We start from the raw sequence: 23,058 nt of genomic DNA, 5'->3' as shown, positions 1-23,058 counted from the left end.
TTCTTACGTCATTGGAAAGCGTTCATCGAACATGATGGCGAGCTGGCTTCTAACAGCGTGCCATTCGCGCACCGAACGCTTCCACTCGGTCGATGTAGCATTGAGTGCCAGATAGATCAATTTCGCTGCTGCGTCGTCGCTGGGGAAGTGGCCCCGGGTGCGGACAGCGCGCCGGATCTTCGAGTTCAAGGCCTCGATGGCATTCTTGGTGTAGATCAGCCTGCGTACCTCGGGTGGGTAGTCGAGGAACGGAATGACCTCGTTCCAGGCCCGGCGCCAGCTGGGCGCGATCGCCGGATACCGCCTGGCCAGGTTGCTATCCTCGAACTCTGCCAGGGCCAGTTCTGCCGCCTCAGCATCAACGGCCGTGTAGATCGCCTTGAGGGCTGCCGCGACAGCTTTGCGGTCTTTGTAGCTGGCGAAGTTCATGGAATGGCGCAGCAGGTGGACGATGCAGGTTTGAATCCGGGTCTGCGGAAAGGCGGCCTCGATGGCCTGCGGAAAGCCCTTCAGCCCGTCCACGACGGCGATGAGGATGTCCTGGACGCCCAGATTGCGCAGGTCGCTGAGAACCTTGGCCCAGAACTTCGCGCCCTCATTGGCTTGGAACCACAGGCCCAGTACGTCCCGCGTGCCATCCGGCAAAACCGCCAGGGCCACGAAGACTGCCTTGTTCGAGACCGCCCCATCGCTGCGGATATTGACCCGGATCGCGTCCATGAAGACGATCGGATAGCAAGGCTCCAGGGGGCGGTTCTGCCAGGCGGTGACCTCCTCCATGACCGCGTCGGTGATCGCGGAAATCAGGCTGGGCGAGGCTTCGACCCCATAGATTTCCTCAATATGACCCTGGATCTCGCGGGTTGTCATACCCCGGGCATACATGCTGATGATCTTGCGATCGAACTCAGGAAAGCGCCGCTGATACTTGGCGATCAGCATCGGATCGAACGTGCCGTTTCGGTCCCGGGGGATGTCCAGAACCACCTTGCCGCTGTCGGTGGTCACCGTCTTCTGGCTGCTGCCATTGCGCCGATTGAGGGGCTGGTTGTGGCCCTCAGGAACCTCCTCGGCGCGCTCTTCATCGAGATGGACGTCCATCTCAGTGCTCAGCGCACGTTCCGCCAGTGCCTTGGTCAGTTCTGCCAAGATGCCGGTCTTGCCAAATAAATCACCATGACCTGCCCCCCGAAACTTCCCTCGTTCTGTTGTAGAGTTTGCTCAACCTTTTGAAGGAGCGAACGAATGCGAAAGAGCCGTTTTACGGAAGCCCAGATCATCGGGATGATCAAAGAACAGGAAGCCGGGATGCCTACGGCGGAGGTGTGCCGCAAGCACGGCCTCAGCCAGGGCACCTTTTACAAATACAAATCGAAGTATGGCGGCATGGAGGTTTCCGACGTTGCCAAGATGAGGTCGTTGGAAGACGAGAACGCCAAGCTCAAACGGCTGCTGGCGGATACGATGCTGGACAACGTTGTACTGAAGGACTTGCTGGGAAAGAGCTGACGACGCCAAACGAACGGCGTGATGCAGCGCTCAGGGCGATGCGGGATCACGACATCTCGCAGCGTCGGGCGTGCAAGCTCGTTGGTGTCGATCCCAAGACCGTCCGGCGCGAACGCCCGCCGGATAGCCCTGATATCCGCAAGGAGATGAAAGCCGTCGCTGCCAAGCGACGTCGGTTCGGCTATCGGCGGATTGGCGTGATGCTGGAACGCAAGGGGATGAGCATGAACCACAAGAAGCTCTATCGGCTTTACACCGAAGAGAAGCTGGGCGTCAGGCGACGACGGGGTCGGAAACGGGCGCGTGGGTCGCGAACACCGATGCCGGAGGCCCTGAGGCCTGGCGAGCGCTGGTCGCTGGACTTTCTGTCCGATACGTTCGGAGCATCGCGCAGGTTCCGCATCCTGGCGGTGAACGACGACTGCTGCCGCGAGAACCTGTGCCTGATGGCCGATACCAGCATCTCGGGTGCCCGGGTCGCGCGGGAGCTGGATGCACTGGTCCGGGTCTACGGCAAGCCCGCCAGCATTGTCAGCGACAACGGGACGGAGTTCACCAGCCGGGCGATCCTGAAATGGGCCAACGAAAACGATGTCGAGTGGCATTACATCGACCCGGGCAAGCCACAGCAGAATGCCTTCATCGAGTCATTCAACGGCAGCCTGCGCGACGAGCTCTTGAATGAGGAGATGTTCGACAGTCTGGACGATGCCCGCCGAAAGCTGGCGCTTTGGCGATACGACTACAACAATGTCAGACCGCACTCATCGCTCGGAAACCGAACACCCGCAGAAGCGCGCCGGACGCTTGAGCAATTTGAGGGCTCCGCGCCCCGCGCGCTTGCCCAAACCAACGACGACGAATATGAAAACCAGACCCGCAGACTCTCGTTATGAATGAGGGAGACTCGGGGGGCAGGTCAACCAGGCGAACGGCCTTCCATCAGCCGGTCCAGAATGTCTTTATCGATGCTCATACGTGGGTCCCCTCTGTGAGCAGTTACCACGTCAGCGCACAAAATTCAGGATAGTCCCGGGCACCCGCGCCAAGACAGACCGGATCGATGCGGAACTCATCGCCCGCTTCTTCGCATTCCGGCCTGAGGCAGGCCGCAGTCTTCCTTCGGAAAAACTGCGCCTTCTCAGAGCTTTGGCGTCGAAGCGAGCCCAGCTGGTCGAAATGCGCAAACGGCTTCTGGCCCAAATCCGGGCGCACCAGAAACTCGGCACCGCCGCGATGTTCGAGGATATCGACACCGAGCTGAAGCACCGGATCGACAGCATGATCAAGGAACTGGAGGACCGGATAACCCGGGCCATCGCGAGCGATGATCGCCTGTCGGAGACCGCAGGTGTTCTCCGTTCGATCCCGGGAATCGGCCCGGTTGCCAGCACAATGCTGATCGCCGAAATGCCCGAGATCGGCACTACCACCGGTGAACAAGCTGCCGCACTCACTGGTTTAGCCCCGGTCGCGCACGACAGTGGAACCCTTCGCGGGAAACGAGCCATAGCTGGAGGTCGCCGTGCCCTGCGGCATGTGATGTTCCAAGCGGCACTGGTTGCAGCACATCACAACGCCATAATGAAAGCCTTCGCAGATCGCCTCCGCAAGGCTGGAAAACCGCACAAGGTCATCATCACCGCCGTCGCCAGAAAGCTCGTCACCATCGCGAACGCCCTGTGCAAGAGCGGTCAGAAATGGACCGCCGCGGAAACCTGACAGATACAGTTGCTAAATCTGTCCGGTAGGCGCTGACGTCAGACACTTTTCGGTGGCGAATAGTAGTCTCGCAGCAAAGCATAATCCCCGGCACAGTATTCCAAAAGCTTTATCTTCGCCTCCCGAGACAAGTCAGAGAAACCAACTTTCTTCCCACCATGTTGCTCGTGGGGCATCTCGACGGAAGTTCCACAGGCGTTATTGACTAAATCCACGAATAAACTGATTTCTTCGATTTTAATCACATGATTGAAAAAATACATATCATGACCGAGAAAAGTCGTTGCTGGAGCTATGTGGTGTTTTATTGATGGGCTTAAAATTGCATACTTTTCCAGATTCAATACAAACTCATCCACCGCGGGGTCCAACTGCACACCCAAGTCGCGAGCAGTTCCGATGTCTACCTTAGTTTTACTCAGCTCCCCATGGTACAAGACACGGTTGCTATACGCCGATAGAAACCGTTTTACTGGGTCGCGGATCACAGCAACGAAGGAACCCTCAAAATACCCATTATCATTTCTATTGAAAAAGCTACGGCTTTGATAATCCTCCCGCCAATTATGAATGTGAATCTTTTTAGACCCTGATGTATACGCTCGAAAAGGCTCACCGAATTCAATTTGGTAAACAAAAAGCTTAAGGCTTGTGCAGGCAACCTTGGGAACCGGGAAATATATCAAGTCAGAATATGAAATCGAAATCGCCACTTTGAAGACCCCTAGTTTCAGTTCGATAGGCTAAGTTTGAGTTTCGTTGCGTTCTCAAACGTCACATCAAGAGCCTCGAAACGAGATGCATTCGCCGCTTTATTGCCACGTTTATTAGCGAAGGTCGGTGAAGGCAAATTCCAGATAACCGACAGGTTCAGACCGTCTGCGGTCAACTGCCATAATCCAGTGCTTGCACTGTGAAAAGCCAACCCTTCAACCTTTATCAGGTCTGACCGCCATGACTGGCGCGGTTTGAAGATTTCAACAACCGTATCCTCCGGCAGGCTTGACCTGTCGATCGTGACATCAGGCAAGATGCCACCAAGTGCAAACTCTCCGATCCCGGCGATCTTCTCCAGATACTCATCATAGTTTCTATAAAGCTTGTACTTGTCGTTTGTGTTCTGCCCACCAGAAAAGAGGATCTTGTTCACCTCCTCATCACTTTGCGGACGCGCAGCCCCCACATGGCCACAGATGCGATCGAACAACGCGATCGATAGGGGGGCGTTGAACGCGTCATAGATATCCTCGAACACGGCAATCGCTGGTGTGACATCAAGAGACAGAATCTGTTCGTAAGCAAACCGAAGTGCCTCCCTGTCCCCGACTTCCTGGCGAATCATACTGTTGATTGGCAAGTCCTGATCCGCCACGGCCGCTTCGACCTCACCGAGAGATCTTCTTCGGGCATGGTTTGCCCCCCAGATATCAAAGGATTCTGCAAATTGCAGGCTAAGCACGCGTCCGTGGGGTTTTCTGCGGATCAGGAAGATGTGCTGGTAGCCCTTCTTTACCGATTGCCTGACCAGTTCTCGCGTCACTTCTTCAGGCACCGTCTCAACGCAATGCTTGATAGAGGGGTTACCCTTCAGGGCAGCCTTGACCCCAACCTGTAATCCGGTTTCGTCCTTTGTTTCAATCCATGCCGTCGAAACCTCGCCGAAAACACGGTCCTTGTTGAATGGCTCGTGATGTTTAACCCCAATGTGGTCGGCAAGATTAGTTCCGCCAGTCCGGCGAAGAGTCCAGATGATAAACGGGGGCTTTGTACGTTTCACTTTGGTATGCCCTCTTTGAGCGGGTGTCCCTGCAGGCCGAAGTCATAGACTCTCGATACATCGAATTCCACACTCTTTGAAGGATCATAGAAACTGCCTTGCGCCTCGCCAAGCATCTGCTGGTATCTTCGGTACTCGACAGCATCACCGTAGTGTTGCTTCCTGCGAATCTCTCGTTGAATCTTTTCTGCAAACTCAGCGTGATACTTAAAGTGGCACAATGTCTGGTAGGTTGGCGAAATGGAAACATTGCCAACGTAGTGGATGCCTTCGCTCAGTCTGACCCAGGGCGAATATCTGATGAGCGGATACTTGTTTGCGACGAATAATGTCGGATCCACCTCCGGAGACAGGCGATGGCGTAGCGTGCTATTCACGCCGCCTTTGGTGTTGGAGTAGAACCCTCCTCCGGAAGTCGACTGAACCGGGGGATCGTCATGCCATCGAGCCAGGTCGAATGGCGACTTCTTCTTGAAATCGCACTTGCAGAGATCTCCCTTTGGATACATGTCGATGAGCCAGGTGCCTACGCAGTCGAAGCCCTTGGAATCCAGTTCACGCGTGAACGATGCCAAGCCCCTGTTCTGCCAGTCGGGGAACACGAAGAACTCATCCGCATCGGCAAGTATGACCCATTTGCCGACGCAATGATTGGCCAGCATGGCCTGCTGCCACGCCACGCCAAAATGGGACGCCTTGTATTCGGAGTCCACGGAGTAGAGCAGCACATCCTCTTGTGAAAGCAAATACTCTCTCGATCCGTCGGTGGACAGGTTGTCGGCAATGATGAAAGCCTCGATTCCAAGGGCCCGGTAGTGAGCCAGGAAATGTGGTAACATCGTCATTTCCGAGCGCAATACCGCGACAAGCACGTGAGAGGCATCTGCAACACGTGAAAGCTGGCTTTGCCCGCTCAGTAATTCGAGCTGGTGCGTATTCCAGCCGATCTGAGCAGGGGCGCAACTGGGCCAGATCTTTCGCGGCCTCAGAGAGGCCGACTGTGCTGCCAAGTTTGCTTCGGCAAGGCCGATCGATCCATCGAGATGCACGACCCGGGTCGGTGTTGATAGGGACGTCTCGAACCCATTGTCGAACTTGGTGACCAGCGAACCGTCGGAATGAGTTTTGCGATAGACGTGAACCAGATAATCTTCGTTGGCAGGGGCAATGCCACGCTTGGCCAGAAGGTCGCCGACCAGCTTGTCTTCCATGAACGACACGCTTCTTAGAAACAGGCCGTGATCCGTCTCAGCCTCCTCACAGACCATCTGCATGGCACGGCGCGATAGGCTATAGCCCGCACCCCCGTCACAGTAGCGGCTCGGCTCGGGGCTTCTGTCCAGCATGTTCTTAGCCAGAAGCTGCGCAGCCTTTTCTTGGTGCCAATCCCGCTGCATTGCCCCTTCGGTCCGGTAGATCGAGCGACCATAATAATGAAACTTGCGATAGGTTAGGGTGTCGAAGAACTCCGACACCGACAGATGGCAGTCATCGTCGATCTTATAAAGGAATTGGTAGCCCGTGTTTTCGTAGACCCACCTGATCATCGCGAGAGTCTTGTCGGGCAACGCTTCGTAAGTGTCCTTGACGTCCAAAGCCAAGATATCGCCATCAATCGTGTCGTCACCGTCGCCGACAAGAACGAGATAGGGAATGCCCCTCGCTTTGAGCTCCTTGATCCAGGTTTCACGAAGGACGGGAATGCGGTCTTCCAAGTACTTCCGGCACGAATAGAGAACGACGAGCGTATCAAAACTGGGGGCGTGTTCAGTTACACCATCTTGCGAGGCTACTAGAGCACGCTCAAGGGCTATAAAAGCCGCCTCGGCCATCTGACCAGCAGAGTTACGCAGTTCGGCCAACGCAGAGCGCGAGGGGCCATAAGTCCATATCGGCCGCCCGTTCGACCAATAACGCGAGCCGGGCAAGGTGGCCAGGCGGTTCAAGGCAGAAGAAAGCGTTGGGGCTTCAAGCGACTTGGCATCGGTCTTTACTGCCGCGAGCAGATTGCTTTCGGCTAGGCGCGCCAGATTGGTGCAATCCTGACCCGCACGGTCGAGCAACTCAGCCCCCCTGCTCAAAATGTCAGCAGCGATCCAGGAAGCCTCTGGACCGTTCAATTGAAGGCAGAGACGTTCCAGCTTGTTTGCAAACTCCCCGGCATCGTGGCTCTGTTGCACAAATCGGTTGAAGGGCAGGCTTCCCCTTTCCCCGGACGGACTCATCCTACGGGCTCAGTGACGGGTATGCCAAGAGCGGTGTAGCGGTTGAGCACCGCGATCCGGATCTGGAGCTCAGCGACCTGCCGGTCGAAGTCTCTGGCCATCAGGCCTTGGCCAAGGAGTTTGACGCAGTGCATCTTCGTCTCTGCGCGGCTTCGTCGGTGATAGCCTGTCAGCTTTCGCCAGAGTGCCCGTCCGAGATATTTGCAGGCCCTCACGGCTTCGTTTCGCGCGATAGCACCCGCCGTAGTTGGCTTCCAGAGTTGCGCATTCTTGCGTGGTGGGATGACGGCAACGGCACCTCGAGCGGCAATCACATTGTGACATCTGCGCGTGTCATAGGCTCCGTCAGCGGTGACCGTGGCAATCTCTTGGTCGGGCGGGATCTGTGCCAGCAGGTCGGGTAACATAGGGGCGTCGCCGACGTTGCTTGTCGTGACACCGACTGCGCGGATCTCCAGTGTTTCCTCGTCCATACCAAGATGCAGCTTGCGCCAAAGGCGCTTCTTTGACCCGCCATGCTTGCGGGCATTCCACTCTCCCTCGCCCTCGGCTTTGATCCCGGTCGCATCGATCAGCAGGTGCAAAGGACCCGTTCCTCCGCGATAAGGGATGGCGACGCTCAGGGTCTTCTGGCGGCGAGACAGAGTGCTGAAGTCCGGCACTTTCCAGTCAAGGCCTGCCAACCGCAGCAGGCTTTCGACGAACCCGGTCGTCTGGCGAAGGGGCATGCCGAACAACACCTTTATCGTGAGACAAACCTGTATCGCCGCGTCGCTGAACTCGGGTTGCCGCCCGCGCTTGCCGGTGGGTGCCGCGTGCCAGGTCATATCGGGATCAAACCAGATCGATAGCGAACCGCGCTGCTTCAGCGCCGTGTTGTACGAAGGCCAGTTCCTGGTCTTGTACGTCATAAGGGACCAACTGCTCATGCTCGCCAGCTACCACGCTGGATTCACACAGGGAATCCCTCACCCCATTTGTGCAACAAAGCCCGGCATCGTCGATAGAATCAGGATGGCCTGAAATCATCTGTCCCGCCGCTTTCATGGCCGCGCCAAGTTGGGAATACGAGCGCTCGCCGTAGGGGTCGGTGTTACCAATAACCCGTAGCGCCTCGTAAATCTGTTTGACTTCTGCGTCATTGACAGGATGAGGCGCACAGGGATGGGCCGACGTCCGCAAGAGAGAGTCCATGTCTCGGTGACTGATCAGGCCTGCAAGAGTGGCCAAGAATTGATCGTTGCCCCTGAACCATTGCAGTGCCGATGCATGGGCTTCTCTCAGGGCGATGGTGGCATCACTGCATCCAAGATCGTGGAAAAATTGGAGCGCATGCCATATCCTCATGAAATGAATTTCATCCGGCGCGCTCTTGCCGAGTGTTTGTACCAGAGAGAAGTTCTTCTGGCCCTGGCTCAGGGATGCACTTAAATCCCGCTCGCTCATCTCTGCCCAAAAATCTGGCGACAAGCCATAAACCTTGAGAGCAGTGCTTTCCAAGTCAGCCAAGAGCCAGTGCGGATAGGTTTCCGCGTCTGTAAGCCAGATGGCAAACGCACGCATTAAGTAGTTGTCATGAATGCGACTCCAGTAGTCCTTGCTTAGCGCGTTGAGCAAACCAACAAGCGCATACACGAACTGGGATTTCTCTGCGGTCGGCCCAGGAAGCTCCTGAAGATAGCGTGAAGAAACGTAGATACATTCAGTATTTATCCATCCACTCTGCTTGCCAAGAACTTCTAGAATCTCACTTGCGGCGATGAGATCTCCCCGGGCAGCAAGGAACGGTAAAGCATTCGTGCTTTCCCATCTATTATCGCTGTTGGCTACCCGTCTAATCTCAGCCAAGGGAACAGCATTCACATATTCTTCGAAGCGGCCCCGCCGGCAGATCTCAGAAACATAGGCGAAGGCCAGGGTCACCTCTTCTTGCTTGTTAAGAACGAACCTTTTACTTGCGTTAAGGATCACTTTATCCGCGTCAATCAAAGCATCATCCAGTCGCGTTAACACATCTCTGAAAGCATCGCGATAATTGGCACGCACACTCGCCACAGTAGAACGGTCAAGGTCATCGGTCTGCATAGACGTTCCCAGGAAATCATTACAACCAAAATAGTCCGCCTTTTGCGCGAGCCATCTCCGCGCCGCTTTAGAAAAATTAACGTACTTCGCAAGGTATTTTGCGTGCTCGATCGCCAGCAGGATCTCTGACTGATCCTTTCTGTCCTGTAGTGCCAAGAGTTCTATCTCGCCACGGGCCTCTTCCACCGACAGATCGACGGTTTGTACCACGATGCCCGTGGCTGTCATAAGATGCAGATCGAGTTGATTCTTGCCCAACAGGGAATCCCATATTACGCCTGGTAGGTAAGAAAATCCGATGAAGCGACCTGCCACATACTCCGTACTAGACTTCAGAACGATTAATGACGGAATTTCTGACCAATTGTCCAACTGCAGTTCTACTCGCGATACGGGCCTGTCAATTTCAATACGCAGTTTTAATCCACTTTGTGCTGCCCCTACTGACTGCACCGCCCAATCGCTAGAAGCATCTGTGGGGGCGGGAGCAGTCGACGCTTGTACTTGCAGAGCGCGATAGGTGGTACAGTATGTCCGAACAAACGCCTCGTGTGAGGCATCATAGGCTTCGATAAGCTCCGCGGTAGGGGTGAGGTCTCGCCCCGCGGCAAGAACCCGTAGCGAATTGAGTCCCCTCGGCAGTGAGATGTCCAAGTAAAAATCCGCTGGGACATCAATGCTGTAACCCGATTTCTTCGGCGCATCTGGAAAAGCAGCAATAACATCATCGCGCACGAAGCGCCGGACCGGAAGACTTCGAAGATCGTCGCCAAAGCCGACGGTAAAATCTGTCACCTCGTCAGACAGATTCGTCCATCCTTCAATCCGTTCGTTAGTAACACGTTCGATGTATCCGTAAGGCGCTTGTTTATGAGACCGCAGCAAAGGGGTCTGGTAATTGTTGCCCAATATTGGACGAAGTAACCCGCTTAATACGCGAAGCGTTTTCCTTCTCAAATTTTCAGCCTTGGACCACAGCATTTAGTTCTTCAACATAATATTCGTGCTAGACTTTTTAACCGATACCAAGTGCATCTCCGCCCCATACAGAGCATCATTTCCCCTTGTCGTATCTCCACAAGACATCATCGCAAAGCCTGTATTAAGCTCTATAATTCCAAATATCTGAGATTAAATCAATTCCAAACCTTATAGCACAATATTCATACGTCTCCCTGTAGGCGGCGCGCACCCTCTCCCATTCTTCGCCAGAAGGTTCTTCACCCCTTGGCGACGCATTGACCCGCCTTCCTAATTTTGCTTCAGTATTGGATATCTCTAAAAAATTACAGAAATCGGCAATACTTTCTGAAGTGAAAAATGTTTCAAAAAAACCAAAATACCTATCTTCCGGCGCGAAGACGTTTTCGATTTTCGGAATAATCTTCTCATATTGAGTTCGTTCAAGCTGCCAATCATCGACAGCCTTCTTTGCAAAGTCATTGTGTGGCATGGAATGTATTGGCGAACCGGCTTTGAGAGCCCTTCTGTGGCCCATGCGGAGAGCTGAAAAACATCGTTCGACTGGATCGCGCATCAGGAAGAATGCCTTTACCCGATACCCATAATCTTCAAGGTGGAGTTTTACCTTCTCCAGTGCCGTCTCGCTCAACATACAATACTCTGGTGTTATATCTCCAGTAAGCACTGCATTGGACTTCCTTTGAAGCTGAGTTGAATAGTATCTGACATAATTATCAAAGCATATATCCGAGGAAACATTTTCCATTCTGTCCAGCACAATCTGTGTTTGCTCAGGGGACAGTTTTCGGCTCTTTAGGTCCTGCTCAAATTTTTCAAGCGCGCCCTTGAGCCAATGGATATTATTAAATCGTCTCTTCGTATTTGCTCTCGCGCCAAAATGATTGCTCAAAGAGCCCATTTCTTTAATATTTCCCATCGCACAATCCGGGTGTTCTCTCAGGAATTGATAGACCCAAGTAGTGCCAGCTTTTTGGGCGCCCAACCCTAGAACAAATGTTTTCGTCATGTATGTCTCACGATTTTTGCCGCCCACTTTCTCCGGACAGCTGCGATAATCCGTATCGGCTAGAGTCCTGGTCAACTCGTTGCGCTAGATACGACTAGCGATTTTGAACTGATAAATTTGAAGTTGTACCGATGTCCCGCCGAAGAAGCTTGGAAACATCGAACATCCATGGAAAATTTTTTGCTCTAAAATCAATTTTTTGGCCCACATATCAATCATTCTTTTGTGATTCAGCGGATGTAGTGATAGACTGGATTACAATTTTGTGTCGAGTGAACTAAAGTTTCTAGAGGAAAGCTAAAGCATAGCGTTCTCTGAAGAACCTCTCCTTTTGATTGTGATATCTACGCGGGATTTTGGGTGACGCCGCCTGATCAGGCGGCGCGGTTTTCGGCGACGCTCTTGGCGATACCGTCGGTGAATGTGACGCCTTCGATGGACTCTGTTGCGCAATTCGGCTGACGGTCGAGGTTCCCCTATCCCCGGACAGACTTATCCCACGACCTCAGTGACAGGTATGCCGAGCGCGGTGTAGCCATTCAGGACGGCTATGCGGATCTGGAGTTCAGCGACCTGACAGTCGAAGTCCCGCGCCATGAGGCGCTGCCCGAGCAGTTTCACACAGTGCATCTTTGTTTCGACGCGGCTTCGGCGGTGATAACCGCTCCAGTTTCGCCAGAGCGCCCGACCGAGATACTTCGACGCCCGCAAGGCTTCGTTTCGTGCGACCGCTCCGAGGGTGTTCGGCTTCCATGGTTTTGCGTTCTTGCGGGGTGGGATGACGGCGGCAGCGCCTCGATCCGCAATGGCGTCATGGCACTTGCGCGTGTCATAGGCGCCGTCTGCGGTGACGCTACCGATCTCCTGTTCGGGTGGGATCTGATCGAGCAATTCCGGCAGAATGGGCGCGTCGCCGATGCCACTGCTGGTGAACTTAACGGCTCGGATCTCCAGCGTTTGCTCGTCGATCCCGAGGTGGATTTTGCGCCAGACCCGCCGTTTGGAACCGCCATGCTTGCGCGCATTCCACTCGCCTTCACCCTCGACCTTGATGCCGGTGCTGTCGATCAGCAGGTGCAAAGGCCCCTTCGAGCCGCATTACGGGATGTTCACGGCCAAGGCCTTCTGGCGGCGGGACAGCGTGCTGAAGTCGGGCACTACCCAGTCCAAGCCGATCAGCTTCAGCAGGCTCTCGACAAACCCGGTCGTCTGCCGAAGCGCCATGCCGAACAAGACCTTCATTGAAAGGCACGTCTGGATGGCGGCGTCACTGTAGGTTTGCTGGCGGCCACGACGGCCTGTCGGCGCGGCATCCCAGGTCATCTCAGGGTCAAGCCAAGATCGTCAGCGAGCCCCGGCGCTTGAGCGCTTCATTGTAGGCCGGCCAGTTCTTGGTCTTGTAGGTCGGGGGTGTGGGTCTACTCATGACGCCCAGCTACCATACTGGATTCACGAGATGAATCCCTGCAGGGATTTGCGCAACAGAGCCCCTTCGATGGCCAAAGGCAACTTCTGTGGTTGCCGCCCGTGATGCAAGAATTATCCGACCCTATCGGCGTGTGATCGAGTGCGAACTTCTGTCAGGCCTCTGTGTGCGACATTTCCAGAAGCCGCGGGCCGGTATGGTGATCTGCGGATCAGGTCCAAATCTGGTTACCGGGCTTTCCGCTCGCATGCCATTCCTGGTTTTCCTGATCCAGATCTGTTCGATCGTTGCGCCCATTCAGGTCGTCGGCTTCTCACACTCCCCTTGGCACCGTCACTGGAGCATCACGACATGGTTAGTCATACCGCAGCCGCCAGCGCCGGATCCGCATAATTCTCGTTCTTCGTCAGCATTGCCCAGATCTGCCGGGCCATTTTGTTTGCCAGCGCGACCGCGACCAGCATCTTCGGTTTGCGCGCTAACATCCTTGCCAGCCACGATCCCTCCGATATTTTCTGCTGCCCAAGCCAGTTTAGCCGAGACATAGCACCGGTGATCAGAAGCCGTCGAATATCGGCCTGCCCCGCCTTCGAGATGCGTCCCAACCGTTCTTTGCCTCCGGAAGAATGTTGCCGTGGGACAAGGCCCAGCCAAGCCGCGAAATCCCGCCCGCGCTTGAACTGCTCCATGTCGGGACCGAAAGCCTCGACGGCCAGGGCTGTCAACGGCCCGACGCCTGGCATGGTCTGCAAACGTTGTGCCGTTTCTGAGCGAGCGGCCAGCTCCTTCAGTTTTTTGTCCCGCGCGATAATCCGCACCGTCTTCTCTGCGATCTGCGACAGAAGATCCCGGCATTCCTCGCGGATCATGGCAGGCAGATCGCAATTCTCGTCTTCCACCAGCATTTCCATGCGCTTCAGCTGTCCAAGGCCGATCGGGAAGATATGTCCGTGCTCGTACAGTACGGCCCTCAAAGCGTTTACGTCTTCGGTGCGTTGCCGGACCAGCCGCTCGCGGCCCCGGAATAGGGCCGCTCGCGCCTGCTGTTCCACCGTCTTCGGCGTCACGAAACGCATCTCCGGCTGGCGCGCGGCGATGACGATCGCCTCGGCATCGGCTGCGTCGTTCTTCTGGCGCTTCACAAAGGGCCGAACATACAGAGGCGCGATCAGCTTCACTTCGTGACCCATGGCTTCCATCTCACGTGCCCAATAGCTTGCGCTCCCACAGGCCTCGAAAATGACCAGGCCGGGCTCTTGCTTCGCCATGAACATACGGAACTGAACGCGCGTAAGCTTCTTGCGGAACTGCACCTCACCGGTCATCAACGCCCCGTGAATCTGGAAAACACGCTTTGCCAGATCCACACCAATCATCATATCCTTCATCTTGTCGTCCTTTCCGCATCATGGTTCTCAGACCACCATCTTGGTACATTGCGATGCCGTCTGGGGAGGGCGGCAACCATCCCATCTGGTTGGCCCCCTTCAAGCGGCGCCACGTCTTGGCCGAGGCCTGAACGAGCTTGAAGACCATCAGCTCCGCCGTCTTCTGCGAGAGCGCGCCCTTGGTCCGGACAGTGCGGTGGCGGACGGTCGCGAATACGCTCTAGATCGGGTGCCCGTGCGCAGGTGATGGCTCAGACCATGTATCGCGGCGTCGATCGCGTCTGGTCGCGGTTCATCCTGGCAATGGCCGCCAACCACCTCGCAAGACTGCCCCGGTCGCTGGCTGTGTGACGCGGAAGAACCGCACTAGGTGTGGCTTCTCAACAGGTTGTTCAAAGCTTGGGCCGGGGTTTGGTCTTTGATGGCTGAGTGTGGTCTTCTGGCGTTGAACCAGTCAAGCCACCTCGGGAGGTCTCGGTTACGGGCGTTGGAACTGGCATATGTGGCGCCGTAGGCCCATTCGCGCTGGAGGGTCTGGATGAAGCGCTCGGCCTTTCCATTTGTGCGGGGCGTATAGGGGCGGGTTCGGATGTGGCGGATGGCACGCGCCGTGAGGACCTGGCCGAACAGCCTGGAGCGATAGCAGGAGCCGTTGTCAGTCATCACCCGTTCGACGCGGATGCCGCGCGCCGCGAACCAGGCCAGCGCCCGAGTGAGGAAGGCAGTGGCCGTCTCCTTCGTCTCGTCGGGCAGCACCTCGACATAGGCCTGCCGGGTCGCGTCATCTACGGCGACATGGACGAAGTCCCAGCCCGCGCCGCGGTTGCGACAGCCGGTGCGCGTGCCGGTGGCGCGGTGGCCGGGGCGGTCGGAGCGGCCGAGTTTCTTGATGTCGATGTGGATCATCTCGCCGGGCCGCTCGCGCTGGTAGCGGTGTGCGGGCGGCGGCGGATCGAGGGCCTTGAGCCGTCCCAACCCGTGGCGGGCGAGCCAGCGCGCAACGGTGGCGCGGGCCAGCCCGAGGCGGTGCGCGATGGTTGCAGAGGTCATCCGGAACCGGCGCCTGAGATCGAGGATCAGCGCGATCTGCCCCTCTCCCAACCGGCGCGGGGACCTGGCCGGAGCGCTTGCCCCATCCCCGAGCCCCGCCTTGCCGCCCTCGCGAAAGCGCCGGAGCCATTTGTAGACGGTGCGCTCCGATACCCCGAACTCGGCGGCGATCTGCGCCACGGGCCGCCCTTCGGCCCGGCGGGCAACGATCAACTCTCGACTATGAACGGTAAGACGGGCACCTTGATGTGGGTTGTTCATCCTTCGGGATCCTCGGCTGGAGTTTGGCGATTGCAGCCTAACCCCGGATCGGATGAACAACCTACTGAGAGTTCACAACTAGGCACGTATGCCGAACGCGCTGACAGACATCGCAATTCCCCGACCCAGCCCTGATGAAGGGAAAGCGTTCCAGCTTAGAGACTATTTCAGCGACCTGTTAGTTGCAGAGATCTCGACCCTACCGGCAAGCAGCGGCCAGCACCTACTCCCACGAAGACAGCGAAGCTGGTGGCCCCAGACTACGGTCGACCTACGCCCGCCCTTCATCTGCGGCCACCGGCCATCTTGGTTGACGATGGCGGCCAACATGGTTGTCGCTCATCAGAGGCCGGTCGTGCGTTCAGTTCATCCAAGCGATTGTAAAGTTCGTAATCCTCTTCAAAGAACTGCTCGATCTTGCGGCGCAGATTGACCGAGATTGGCACGTCCAACGCACGAATCTTGCTCACATTGGCCTTTGGAAGCGGAATTTTGATCCCAAGACTATCGCAAATCGCTGCAAATTGTGGCGCAAGCTCGGGGAAGGGAATGATCCGATCCATCAACACCTCGCCGGTTTCAGACGTAAAGCGCGTCTTTTGCAGGTTTTTCACACCTCCCTGCTTTTGAAATGTCCAGTCTCGCCGTTCCCAGAATTCCTCAAGCGTCATGTCGATGGGAAGGCGTTGATGCTCACCTTCGCGCTTGCGGTAGCGGAACCACGAAACGATCCAGTCCACCGGGTCGCGCATCACACCGAATTTCAAAAAGGTTTCGGGCCCGCTCCCCGGCTGTGAGAACACGCATTGGTATTCGTTCAGGACGTCGCGTATGCCGATGTGCTTTCGTTTGGGCGTGCCGACGTGCTGGAAATCTGCGTACTGCGCCAGGGCCTGTTCGATCGAGGTTGAACCGGTTTTAGTGTTGGCGATAAACACGAACCTTTTTTCAAGGCCGATCAGCATCGTTGATTTCCTTTCGTGTGGCAGGAGCTATGCGTGACACTGGGTGACGGGATTTGAGAGGGTGGCGTATCGTGGCGGGTGATCAAGCCTGCCAGAACTTCCAAGAAGAACGATACGCCATGGAGAAGTCAACAGACATCATCGCCCTTCGTCAGCGGGAATCTGTCGATGACCCGCTGACCGCGATTGCGCGCGATGGGGCGCGCCGCATGCTGGCTGCCACGCTGCGGGCCGAAGCCGACGCCTTCGTAGCGGAATACGCAGAAGACCTCCCGCCGGACGGCCGCCAGCGCGTTGTGCGACATGGTTACGGGCCGGAGCGCAGCACCCAGACCGGGATCGGGGCGCTCGACGTTCAACGACCGAATGTTCGCGACCGCGCCACTGACGTGCCAGCCGACCAGAAGATCCGGTTCACCTCAGCGATCCTGCCGAAATGGGCGTGCCGCTCACGTAGCCTTGATGCGCTGCTACCGGTTCCTGTATCTGCGCGGCATCTCGACAGGCGACTTCCAGGAAGCACTGGCCGCGAGCCTGATGAGTTTAGGCTTTTTGCGTGTCTTGTGGAAAATGTAGCACAGCTCAATTATACGAAGCCTGTAAACGCAGCCCAATCATGCTGAATTTGCTACACAAATTGCTACACATCCTTTTCGAGTCAAGGCTTCAAGCCTCTGTTTTAATTGATAAAAAAATGCAATAGGGTCGTTTATGACGGACTGTCTCTCCGCCACTTCGGGCACCAGTTGACCCTTCCCAAGACAAGTATAGCCATCTGGAAGTCGGCGCTTTTTTTGCGTTTTCATATGACCTTGGTCCGCTTGACTTGGTGCACATTTTTCGGCGCAGTTGTGCTTCACAAGTGGGGACGTCTCCGCCACTAGTATCGCGAAACGAAGCCGTCGCTAGCACCTCTGGCGCCGCGTCCCCCGGAACAACGCGATTGAACGTCAGAGGGTGCAGCAGATCGGCGGCGTCCGACTATCAGATGGGGCGTCGATCGGGCGTTCGGACGCAAACGGGGCCTGGGGTTGAAACCTGGGAGAGTAACAACGCGTCTATTTCACAAAGCGGTCGAAAGACTTGCGACCCCTCCCCCGGAGGAGGTCTGCATCATTTCGATCCGTCGCCTGAAGTCGCCAAAGGTGTCAATGGTGCGTCGATCTTCGCGGGTAAATCGGACATTATCGGCGTGTCATCTCGCATCTCTACCATACCGTTCGGTTTCAGCTCGAAATCCGCAATGAAGAATGCGTTGGAATACATGACCAGCAAAGAGTAGCGCCGGTTTCCGTCCGGTGTCGTTCCGAAACCACGAGGCGATTGATAGCGAGCCTCAAACATCGCCCTCAAGGTCTTATCGTTATTTGCCCCGGCGTCAAGTTGGCTGATCAAATACGGCGCATCAAGAGAGTTGACCACATAGAATGGTCCCTCCTTGCCGCGCACGAAGAAACAGAAGAAATGGAGGTACTGCAGAGCGTTCTCGTCCGTCAGCGCAATGTTCCCTGCCCCGTTGAACTGATGAATACCCGGTGATGTGCCATTGAGCCAAACAACATCCTCGCCCTTTCTCAGCGCGTAGATGAAAAGATTCGAAGGCTCCCAGCTGGGATTCTTGACCATGAGGAACGCGCAATCCGGATAGAACGGCAATGTCTGCGTCTTTATGGTCAACCCATCGCCGAAATCGAGCTCTGGCAACGCCAAGCGTAGCGCTTCGGGAACCCCATTCTCGTAGTCCTGCCAACCCGAATACCCGGGATGAAAGAAATCCAGGGCTGGTATCACTTTCTGAACATTCTCCATGATCTGCCCTTTCCTTTGCTGTCACCATTCTTCTGAAGCTTGAGTACCGCAGCCTGCAGGGTATCGGGAACGAAATCGGCGGGCATCCGTCCCCAATCGTCCGGGAACGTGCCTTCTGGCAGGGACTTCAATAGTTTTCGGATCTTCGACAGGTCGCCCGCCGCCAGAACGCTCCGGTAGTCTGGGGCAGGCGCAGGAGGAGATGCCGCCTCGCCTGCGCTGACAGCTTTGGCCGATGCACTGGCAACTGCGTCCGCGCGGTTGTTTCGGATGTAGTCGCTGGCGCGCGCCATCACGTCGCGCCCCCAATCGTCCGTCTCCTTGGGATCGGCGCCGTCGGCCAGCATCCGGTCGAACAACGCAAGATTCCCTAGCTGTGCGGCGCGGATCATGATGATGGTCCGAGCTTTGCGGGGATCGGGGCAACGGGCGATGCAGGTCGAAAGGACGGAAAACTCCGGGTCGAAGGCGTTCATCAGATTGGGCGCTTTCACATCGCTCAGGACGGCGGCCAGGCTTGTGGCCTGTTCCAAGCTGACAGTGTCCGGCAAGGGATTTGTGGCTGCCCTGATCAGACCCGCGTGCTGATGTTGCCATGCCGCAGGAAGGATCGCGGATCCGGGCGCTTCGGGCCAGGAGGCAACCTTACCCGCCTCGATCAAGGCCAAGATGTCGTCGCCGAGACCGAGTTTGATCAGTTCGATCACCGGAACACTGTGTTCGGCCCCGGGCTGAAACAGGATGTCGAGATATCGCGCATCTGCCAACATCTCTTTGATGCGTGCCATGCGATCGGATTGGGCCTGCACGTCTTTTTCGCCTATGGCCTTGGCGAGCGACCTGATTTCCGAATGCAGCGGCGTGTCCGTTCCCGCCGGGATCGCGGCAGGCGCGAAGTTGGGATGCTCCGCAAGCAACGCTTGGATACCCGCGTGATGGCGGGCCATCTCAAATGCCGTTATACCCTTGTCGTCGGCAAGGCCGACATCGAGCTTCGGGTTCTTCAGAAGGGTTCGAAGCGTATCGCGCGTCTGGTCTGCCACGAAGCGCGGGGCCGGGCCTCCGTGCCTTGCCAGCCAGTCGAGGGCGAAATGCAGCGCCGAACGACCTTTGGTGTCCTCTTCTTCGGACTGCTCGTTCGGGTTTACACCGGCCTTGAGAAGGAAGTCTACGGCGCGTGGTTGCAGGGCACCAGCCGCTCGCATGAGAGGGCCGACCCCATCGGGGCCCTTGTCCAGGCAGGAGGCCCCGGAAGGACGTTGCAGGATCGACAGCATCCGTCCCGTGTGGCCGTTTGACGCCGAGAAGTCGAAGGCCGACAGACCCTGATCCGACCGTCGGGTCACGTCGCAACGCTCAAGGCAATACTCGAAAACAGCCGCATCACCGCCCATCGCCGCGCCCATCAGAGAGTCGAGGTTGTGGAGGGACGGCGCATCGTGCCGGAAACCGTGTTGCTCGAGCTTCAGGATATAGTCGAGACGACCGCATCGGGCGGCCGAATAGAGCGGGTCCATCCGCTGTTCCGGAGCCTTTTCCGGGTCAGTCTTCCCAAGGAGCAGGCCGAAGACGGCATCGTTTCCGCCCCAGATTGCGGAATCTATCGACGTGAAGCCAGCATTATCCGGCAGGTGCGGGTCGGCGTTCCTTTCAAGCAGAAATGCCACCGTTTCATGACAGTTCCACGCGGCGTTCGCGAGGGGCGTCCGTTTGTCGTCGCGCTGCAGATTGACACTGTCGGGTGCTTTGTCGAGCATTCGATGAAGCTGATCTATCATACCGTAGTTGGCGGCAATGTGGATGTAGCGGCTGCCCGTTTCGCTGCTCTCGACCGCAATACCCGCGTCATCGGAGGTTGCAAACACGGCCATCACGAAATCGCGTTCGCGCCGCTCGCTGTCGGATAGGTTTGGGGAAAGCACTGCCCAATCAACAGCACGCAGCGAAAGATAGCTGGCCGCCAGTGCAACGTCCTCTTCCGTTGCGGCCTGAATGTTTGGCCGTCCGTTCCGGTCCCACTCTTCGGCACGCTGCAATAGCAAGCCCTGACGCAGGATGCTTGTCGCCTCCTTCCGAAACCAGGCCGCTGCAAAGGGCCATCTGTGAATCACCGCCTGATGGGTCAGACGGTAGCCGCCGGGAGTCGGCACGATAAGACGGCGCTGGAGAAACGCCGCTTGCCGGTTTGCGGTGCTGTAGAATGGTCGCGCGGGCACGGAGTTGAGTACAAGCCGCCCGGTCTGTGCATCGCCACCATCCTCGCCGGGGACAACCGAAATGAAGGGCCGAAGGAACGCGCCCAGGTCGGCCTCCGTGCCGCCGTCCGTCTCGGCCCAAGCCTGATCTGCCAGGTTCTTGATTTCTTCGGTTATGCTGAGCGGGAAGGGCTCGATATCGTTCAATGTGATGGCGGCTCCGCCTTCGCCGAAAACCCGCTTGGCCGATTTTGCAGCCAGCACCGGCGTGCGGCACAGGTGATCGAACAGGCTGTAAAGCTTCAGCGCCAGCAGCGGCAACGACGATGCTCCGGCACCGCCCGTGTCGCTTTCGCCTTCGGGATGCGTGTGAAACTCCGATAACAACCGCTCCACAACCTCATCGTGGAGAATGAACCCCGCATCGGCGAAGGGGGCCGTGACGATCGCGCGGGCGAAGTCTTCGTCATCGTCCGCTAGGCTGATTTCAAAGGCACCGTGATAGACCGTGCCGACCATGTGCGTGTCGTAGATTGCCCGGCGGCTGTCTTCCAACGTGATCGCCAACGGAAAGGCGCGGCTGTCCACAAGTTCCGCCAAGAGCGACAGCAGAGCGCGCCACCAATCGGCGTCAAGATCGTTGGCGATGTTGTCGACGATTTCCTCGAACTGATCAATCGCCACAAACAGGCGCCGTTCTTGAGGCAGGGAACGCTCGATCCACTCCAATGCCGCTGCGCGGGCGCGCTCGGCATCGGCGATAACGACCAGCGGATGATCCACTCTTCCGAGGTCCAGTCGATCGGCCAGCATCTCGCAAAAGGCCCGGATCGGAGTGCCCCCGACATGGCCGACCGGCAGGTCGGTGGGTCGAAAGATCAAATGCTCGTAGCCCGCTTCGGACGCCAGGGAAGCCACCCGAGCGTTGAGAAACGAAGACTTGCCCACCCCGCTCGGGCCGCTGATCGACAGGATGGAACGGTGTGTCAGCAGCCAGCGACGGGCCTCGTCGGTCTGCCTGTCACGCCCGAAGAACTGTTGCGCGTTCTCGGGAAGGTAGTGATCGAGGCGCCGGTAGGGGTTGGGTATCTGCGACGCGGGGATACCGAAGATGTCTCGCACGAATGGCAGGGCCCAACCGTCATCGTGCTGGATCTGCTCCAGTCCATATGCCTGGATGCCAACCTCGTTGAGCCATTCCAGAAGCGTATCCACCTCGGTTTCACGCGGGTGGTTCCCGGTCCCGTACAGAACCAGAAGCGGTCGCTTGGCAAGCCATGTTTCCAGAATGAGTCGTGTTTCCAAGGTTATCGGGATTTGGCCGGACCTGATTGCGCTGCGACGGTCTTTTCGCTCCATGCCATCGGCGACGAAGAACCGACCGCCCGCGTCCCCGTCGGCAAGCAGGCCCAGATCGTCCAGTCGATCCTCGAACTGCCCGCCACAGGGGATGGGCTCTGACAAGGACGTTCCGATCCGCACCAGGCTCGCGGCGTGACTGGGGCCCTTGGCCTGATTGAACCCGGCCCACATACCGGTCAGCGCATGGCTTCTACCCTGCGGGGTGCGCAGATCGAACCTATTGAAGTCCCAAGCCTGTGGGGCCAGCTCGTATCCCGGCCCGATCCGATCGAGTGCCGATCGCAGGTGGTTTGCGCATTTCTCCCACCATTCGCCTCCATCCTCGTACCAGGCCAAGACCACGGTGTTCTCGGATCGGAGCGAAAACGTGCCGTCCGAGAGCGGGTCTGCCTGCTTGCCGAATTCAGGAGCTAGCCCAATCCTGATGCGTTGAATTTCTTTTTGGATTTCGACGAGGATTTCGGTTAGCCGCCTCTCCATTTCTGGGAGGTCTTTTTGAAGAGTATTGGCAAGCTGAGAGTCACCGGTCAGTTCGGCCAACTCTTCGCGCTGGTTTGCCAGCAGCACCTTCAACTCATCGTTCTGGAATGTCGTCAGTGCCGCAAGCAGGGTCGGACCGGACTTGGGATATTTTTCCGGATTCTGCATGAAGCTTGCCAGCATATCGAGCACCCGTTCAGGGAAATCCCGAGATGCGCCCTTGCCCACGCGATATCCGTCGCGTGCAAGCGTTTTGACGATTTGGGGGATTTGATCCGGCTCCCAGCCGGTCAATTCAGAGATGACCGATGTGAATCCGATACCCAGATCGTCAAGCTCTTTGCTGTCGAGCCCTATAGCAAGGTGTTTGCCCAGCAATGAAACGAAGGCTTCCAAATGGGCGTCGATCGGGCTCTCGCCGAGGTCACGTTTCCTGCTTTCGTCGAGCGCCCGGTCCGCTTCGTTCTCGAGTTCCTCGCGCAGCAGCCGCGCAAATTCCGGTAGACCTGCATTGAACTCGTTTCCGCCGTAGGTTTCCGCCACATTCAGCGCATGCTTGAGCAGATCGCGAGTCGCCTCGACCCAAGCAAGGCGGAATGTACGCTTGACGACGTGATTTTCCGGAACACCTGAGCACACGAAAAGACGGGAAATCAGGCGGTCGAAGACGCGCTTGCGCAGTCCCGGACTATAGCTTTCTACCAATGCCGCCGCCGCGGGGATGCCGGGCAGAATCGAACTCAGTGAAATTGCCACAACACCCGAATCCCCATGTATTCGCTAAATGAAGAAAGGTTAAGTTCATTTCGATATT

13 protein-coding genes and 4 pseudogenes are annotated in these 23,058 nt (G+C 56.9%); 3 read left to right on the top strand and 14 right to left on the bottom strand.

What is annotated here, in order from left to right; translation table 11 throughout:
* Positions 1–3 precede the first annotated feature (3 nt).
* Positions 4–1,188 (bottom strand): annotated as a pseudogene (locus tag ACOOEX_RS09430) (IS256 family transposase); the annotation flags it as partial.
* Positions 1,189–1,245: 57 nt separating this feature from the next.
* On the opposite strand from ACOOEX_RS09430, the gene ACOOEX_RS09425 reads away from it, so the two are divergent.
* Positions 1,246–2,405 (top strand): IS3 family transposase gene (locus ACOOEX_RS09425; protein ID WP_420398156.1). Its coding sequence is split into 2 segments (ribosomal slippage): positions 1,246–1,495 and positions 1,495–2,405, totalling 1,161 coding nucleotides; the frame shifts between segments, so codons are not numbered across the junction.
* 82 nt (positions 2,406–2,487) lie between these two features.
* Positions 2,488–3,231: an IS110 family transposase gene (locus tag ACOOEX_RS09420; protein ID WP_420398155.1), complete on the top strand. Its 744-nt coding sequence runs from the start codon at positions 2,488–2,490 to the stop codon at positions 3,229–3,231.
* 38 nt (positions 3,232–3,269) lie between these two features.
* On the opposite strand, the gene ACOOEX_RS09415 is transcribed toward ACOOEX_RS09420, so the two are convergent.
* The 11 genes and pseudogenes from ACOOEX_RS09415 to ACOOEX_RS09365 all read right to left on the bottom strand — a co-directional run bounded on the left by ACOOEX_RS09415 (position 3,270) and on the right by ACOOEX_RS09365 (position 16,398).
* On the bottom strand, positions 3,270–3,944 hold the full coding sequence (locus ACOOEX_RS09415) for a sulfotransferase family 2 domain-containing protein (RefSeq protein ID WP_420398154.1): 675 nt from the start codon (positions 3,942–3,944) through the stop codon (positions 3,270–3,272).
* Between the two features lie 17 nt (positions 3,945–3,961).
* Complete coding sequence (locus ACOOEX_RS09410) at positions 3,962–5,008, bottom strand: hypothetical protein (RefSeq protein WP_420398153.1); 1,047 nt, start codon at positions 5,006–5,008, stop codon at positions 3,962–3,964.
* Positions 5,005–7,233, bottom strand: a complete 2,229-nt coding sequence (locus ACOOEX_RS09405) for a glycosyltransferase family 2 protein (RefSeq protein WP_420398152.1) — start codon at positions 7,231–7,233, stop codon at positions 5,005–5,007. The genes ACOOEX_RS09410 and ACOOEX_RS09405 overlap by 4 nt, the downstream gene beginning before the upstream one ends.
* A complete protein-coding gene (locus ACOOEX_RS09400; protein WP_420394792.1) occupies positions 7,230–8,162 on the bottom strand; it encodes an IS5 family transposase in 933 nt (310 codons plus the stop codon). Before ACOOEX_RS09400 ends, ACOOEX_RS09405 begins: the two co-directional genes overlap by 4 nt.
* A complete protein-coding gene (locus ACOOEX_RS09395; protein WP_420398151.1) occupies positions 8,068–10,299 on the bottom strand; it encodes a hypothetical protein in 2,232 nt (743 codons plus the stop codon). The genes ACOOEX_RS09400 and ACOOEX_RS09395 overlap by 95 nt, the downstream gene beginning before the upstream one ends.
* 121 nt (positions 10,300–10,420) lie before the next feature.
* On the bottom strand, positions 10,421–11,308 hold the full coding sequence (locus ACOOEX_RS09390; protein WP_420398150.1) for a hypothetical protein: 888 nt from the start codon (positions 11,306–11,308) through the stop codon (positions 10,421–10,423).
* A gap of 492 nt (positions 11,309–11,800) precedes the next feature.
* Positions 11,801–12,734: pseudogene (locus tag ACOOEX_RS09385) on the bottom strand (IS5 family transposase).
* Between the two features lie 359 nt (positions 12,735–13,093).
* Positions 13,094–14,122 (bottom strand): IS110 family transposase, encoded by a 1,029-nt coding sequence (locus ACOOEX_RS09380; protein WP_420398149.1) that lies wholly within the window; start codon positions 14,120–14,122, stop codon positions 13,094–13,096.
* A gap of 73 nt (positions 14,123–14,195) precedes the next feature.
* A pseudogene (locus ACOOEX_RS09375) lies at positions 14,196–14,342 on the bottom strand (IS256 family transposase); the annotation flags it as partial.
* Positions 14,343–14,488: 146 nt separating this feature from the next.
* On the bottom strand, positions 14,489–15,433 hold the full coding sequence (locus ACOOEX_RS09370) for an IS481 family transposase (RefSeq protein WP_420398148.1): 945 nt from the start codon (positions 15,431–15,433) through the stop codon (positions 14,489–14,491).
* A 284-nt stretch (positions 15,434–15,717) separates the two neighbouring features.
* Positions 15,718–16,398, bottom strand: a complete 681-nt coding sequence (locus ACOOEX_RS09365; protein ID WP_420398147.1) for a hypothetical protein — start codon at positions 16,396–16,398, stop codon at positions 15,718–15,720.
* Positions 16,399–16,469: 71 nt separating this feature from the next.
* Here ACOOEX_RS09365 and ACOOEX_RS09360 point away from each other — a divergent pair.
* Positions 16,470–16,929 (top strand): annotated as a pseudogene (locus ACOOEX_RS09360) (transposase); the annotation flags it as partial.
* Between the two features lie 582 nt (positions 16,930–17,511).
* Here the strand turns inward: ACOOEX_RS09360 and ACOOEX_RS09355 are convergent.
* Positions 17,512–18,207 carry a hypothetical protein gene (locus ACOOEX_RS09355; RefSeq protein ID WP_420398146.1) on the bottom strand — a complete coding sequence of 232 codons (696 nt, stop codon included), beginning with the start codon at positions 18,205–18,207 and terminating at the stop codon, positions 17,512–17,514.
* Positions 18,186–23,000 (bottom strand): ankyrin repeat domain-containing protein, encoded by a 4,815-nt coding sequence (locus tag ACOOEX_RS09350; RefSeq protein ID WP_420398145.1) that lies wholly within the window; start codon positions 22,998–23,000, stop codon positions 18,186–18,188. The genes ACOOEX_RS09355 and ACOOEX_RS09350 overlap by 22 nt, the downstream gene beginning before the upstream one ends.
* Positions 23,001–23,058 lie beyond the last annotated feature (58 nt).

This window comes from Nioella sp. (assembly GCF_965215655.1).
Taxonomy (GTDB): domain Bacteria; phylum Pseudomonadota; class Alphaproteobacteria; order Rhodobacterales; family Rhodobacteraceae; genus Nioella.
This window is presented reverse-complemented; position numbering and strand designations above follow the sequence as displayed.

Bases quoted from the DNA above. Each gene is read 5' to 3' on its own strand.
- ACOOEX_RS09405 (WP_420398152.1), bottom strand. From the start codon at position 7,233: ATGAGTCCGTCCGGGGAAAGGGGAAGCCTGCCCTTCAACCGATTTGTG.
- ACOOEX_RS09400 (WP_420394792.1), bottom strand. From the start codon at position 8,162: ATGAGCAGTTGGTCCCTTATGACGTACAAGACCAGGAACTGGCCTTCG.
- ACOOEX_RS09395 (WP_420398151.1), bottom strand. From the start codon at position 10,299: ATGCTGTGGTCCAAGGCTGAAAATTTGAGAAGGAAAACGCTTCGCGTA.
- ACOOEX_RS09390 (WP_420398150.1), bottom strand. From the start codon at position 11,308: ATGACGAAAACATTTGTTCTAGGGTTGGGCGCCCAAAAAGCTGGCACT.
- ACOOEX_RS09380 (WP_420398149.1), bottom strand. From the start codon at position 14,122: ATGAAGGATATGATGATTGGTGTGGATCTGGCAAAGCGTGTTTTCCAG.
- ACOOEX_RS09370 (WP_420398148.1), bottom strand. From the start codon at position 15,433: ATGAACAACCCACATCAAGGTGCCCGTCTTACCGTTCATAGTCGAGAG.
- ACOOEX_RS09365 (WP_420398147.1), bottom strand. From the start codon at position 16,398: ATGCTGATCGGCCTTGAAAAAAGGTTCGTGTTTATCGCCAACACTAAA.
- ACOOEX_RS09355 (WP_420398146.1), bottom strand. From the start codon at position 18,207: ATGGAGAATGTTCAGAAAGTGATACCAGCCCTGGATTTCTTTCATCCC.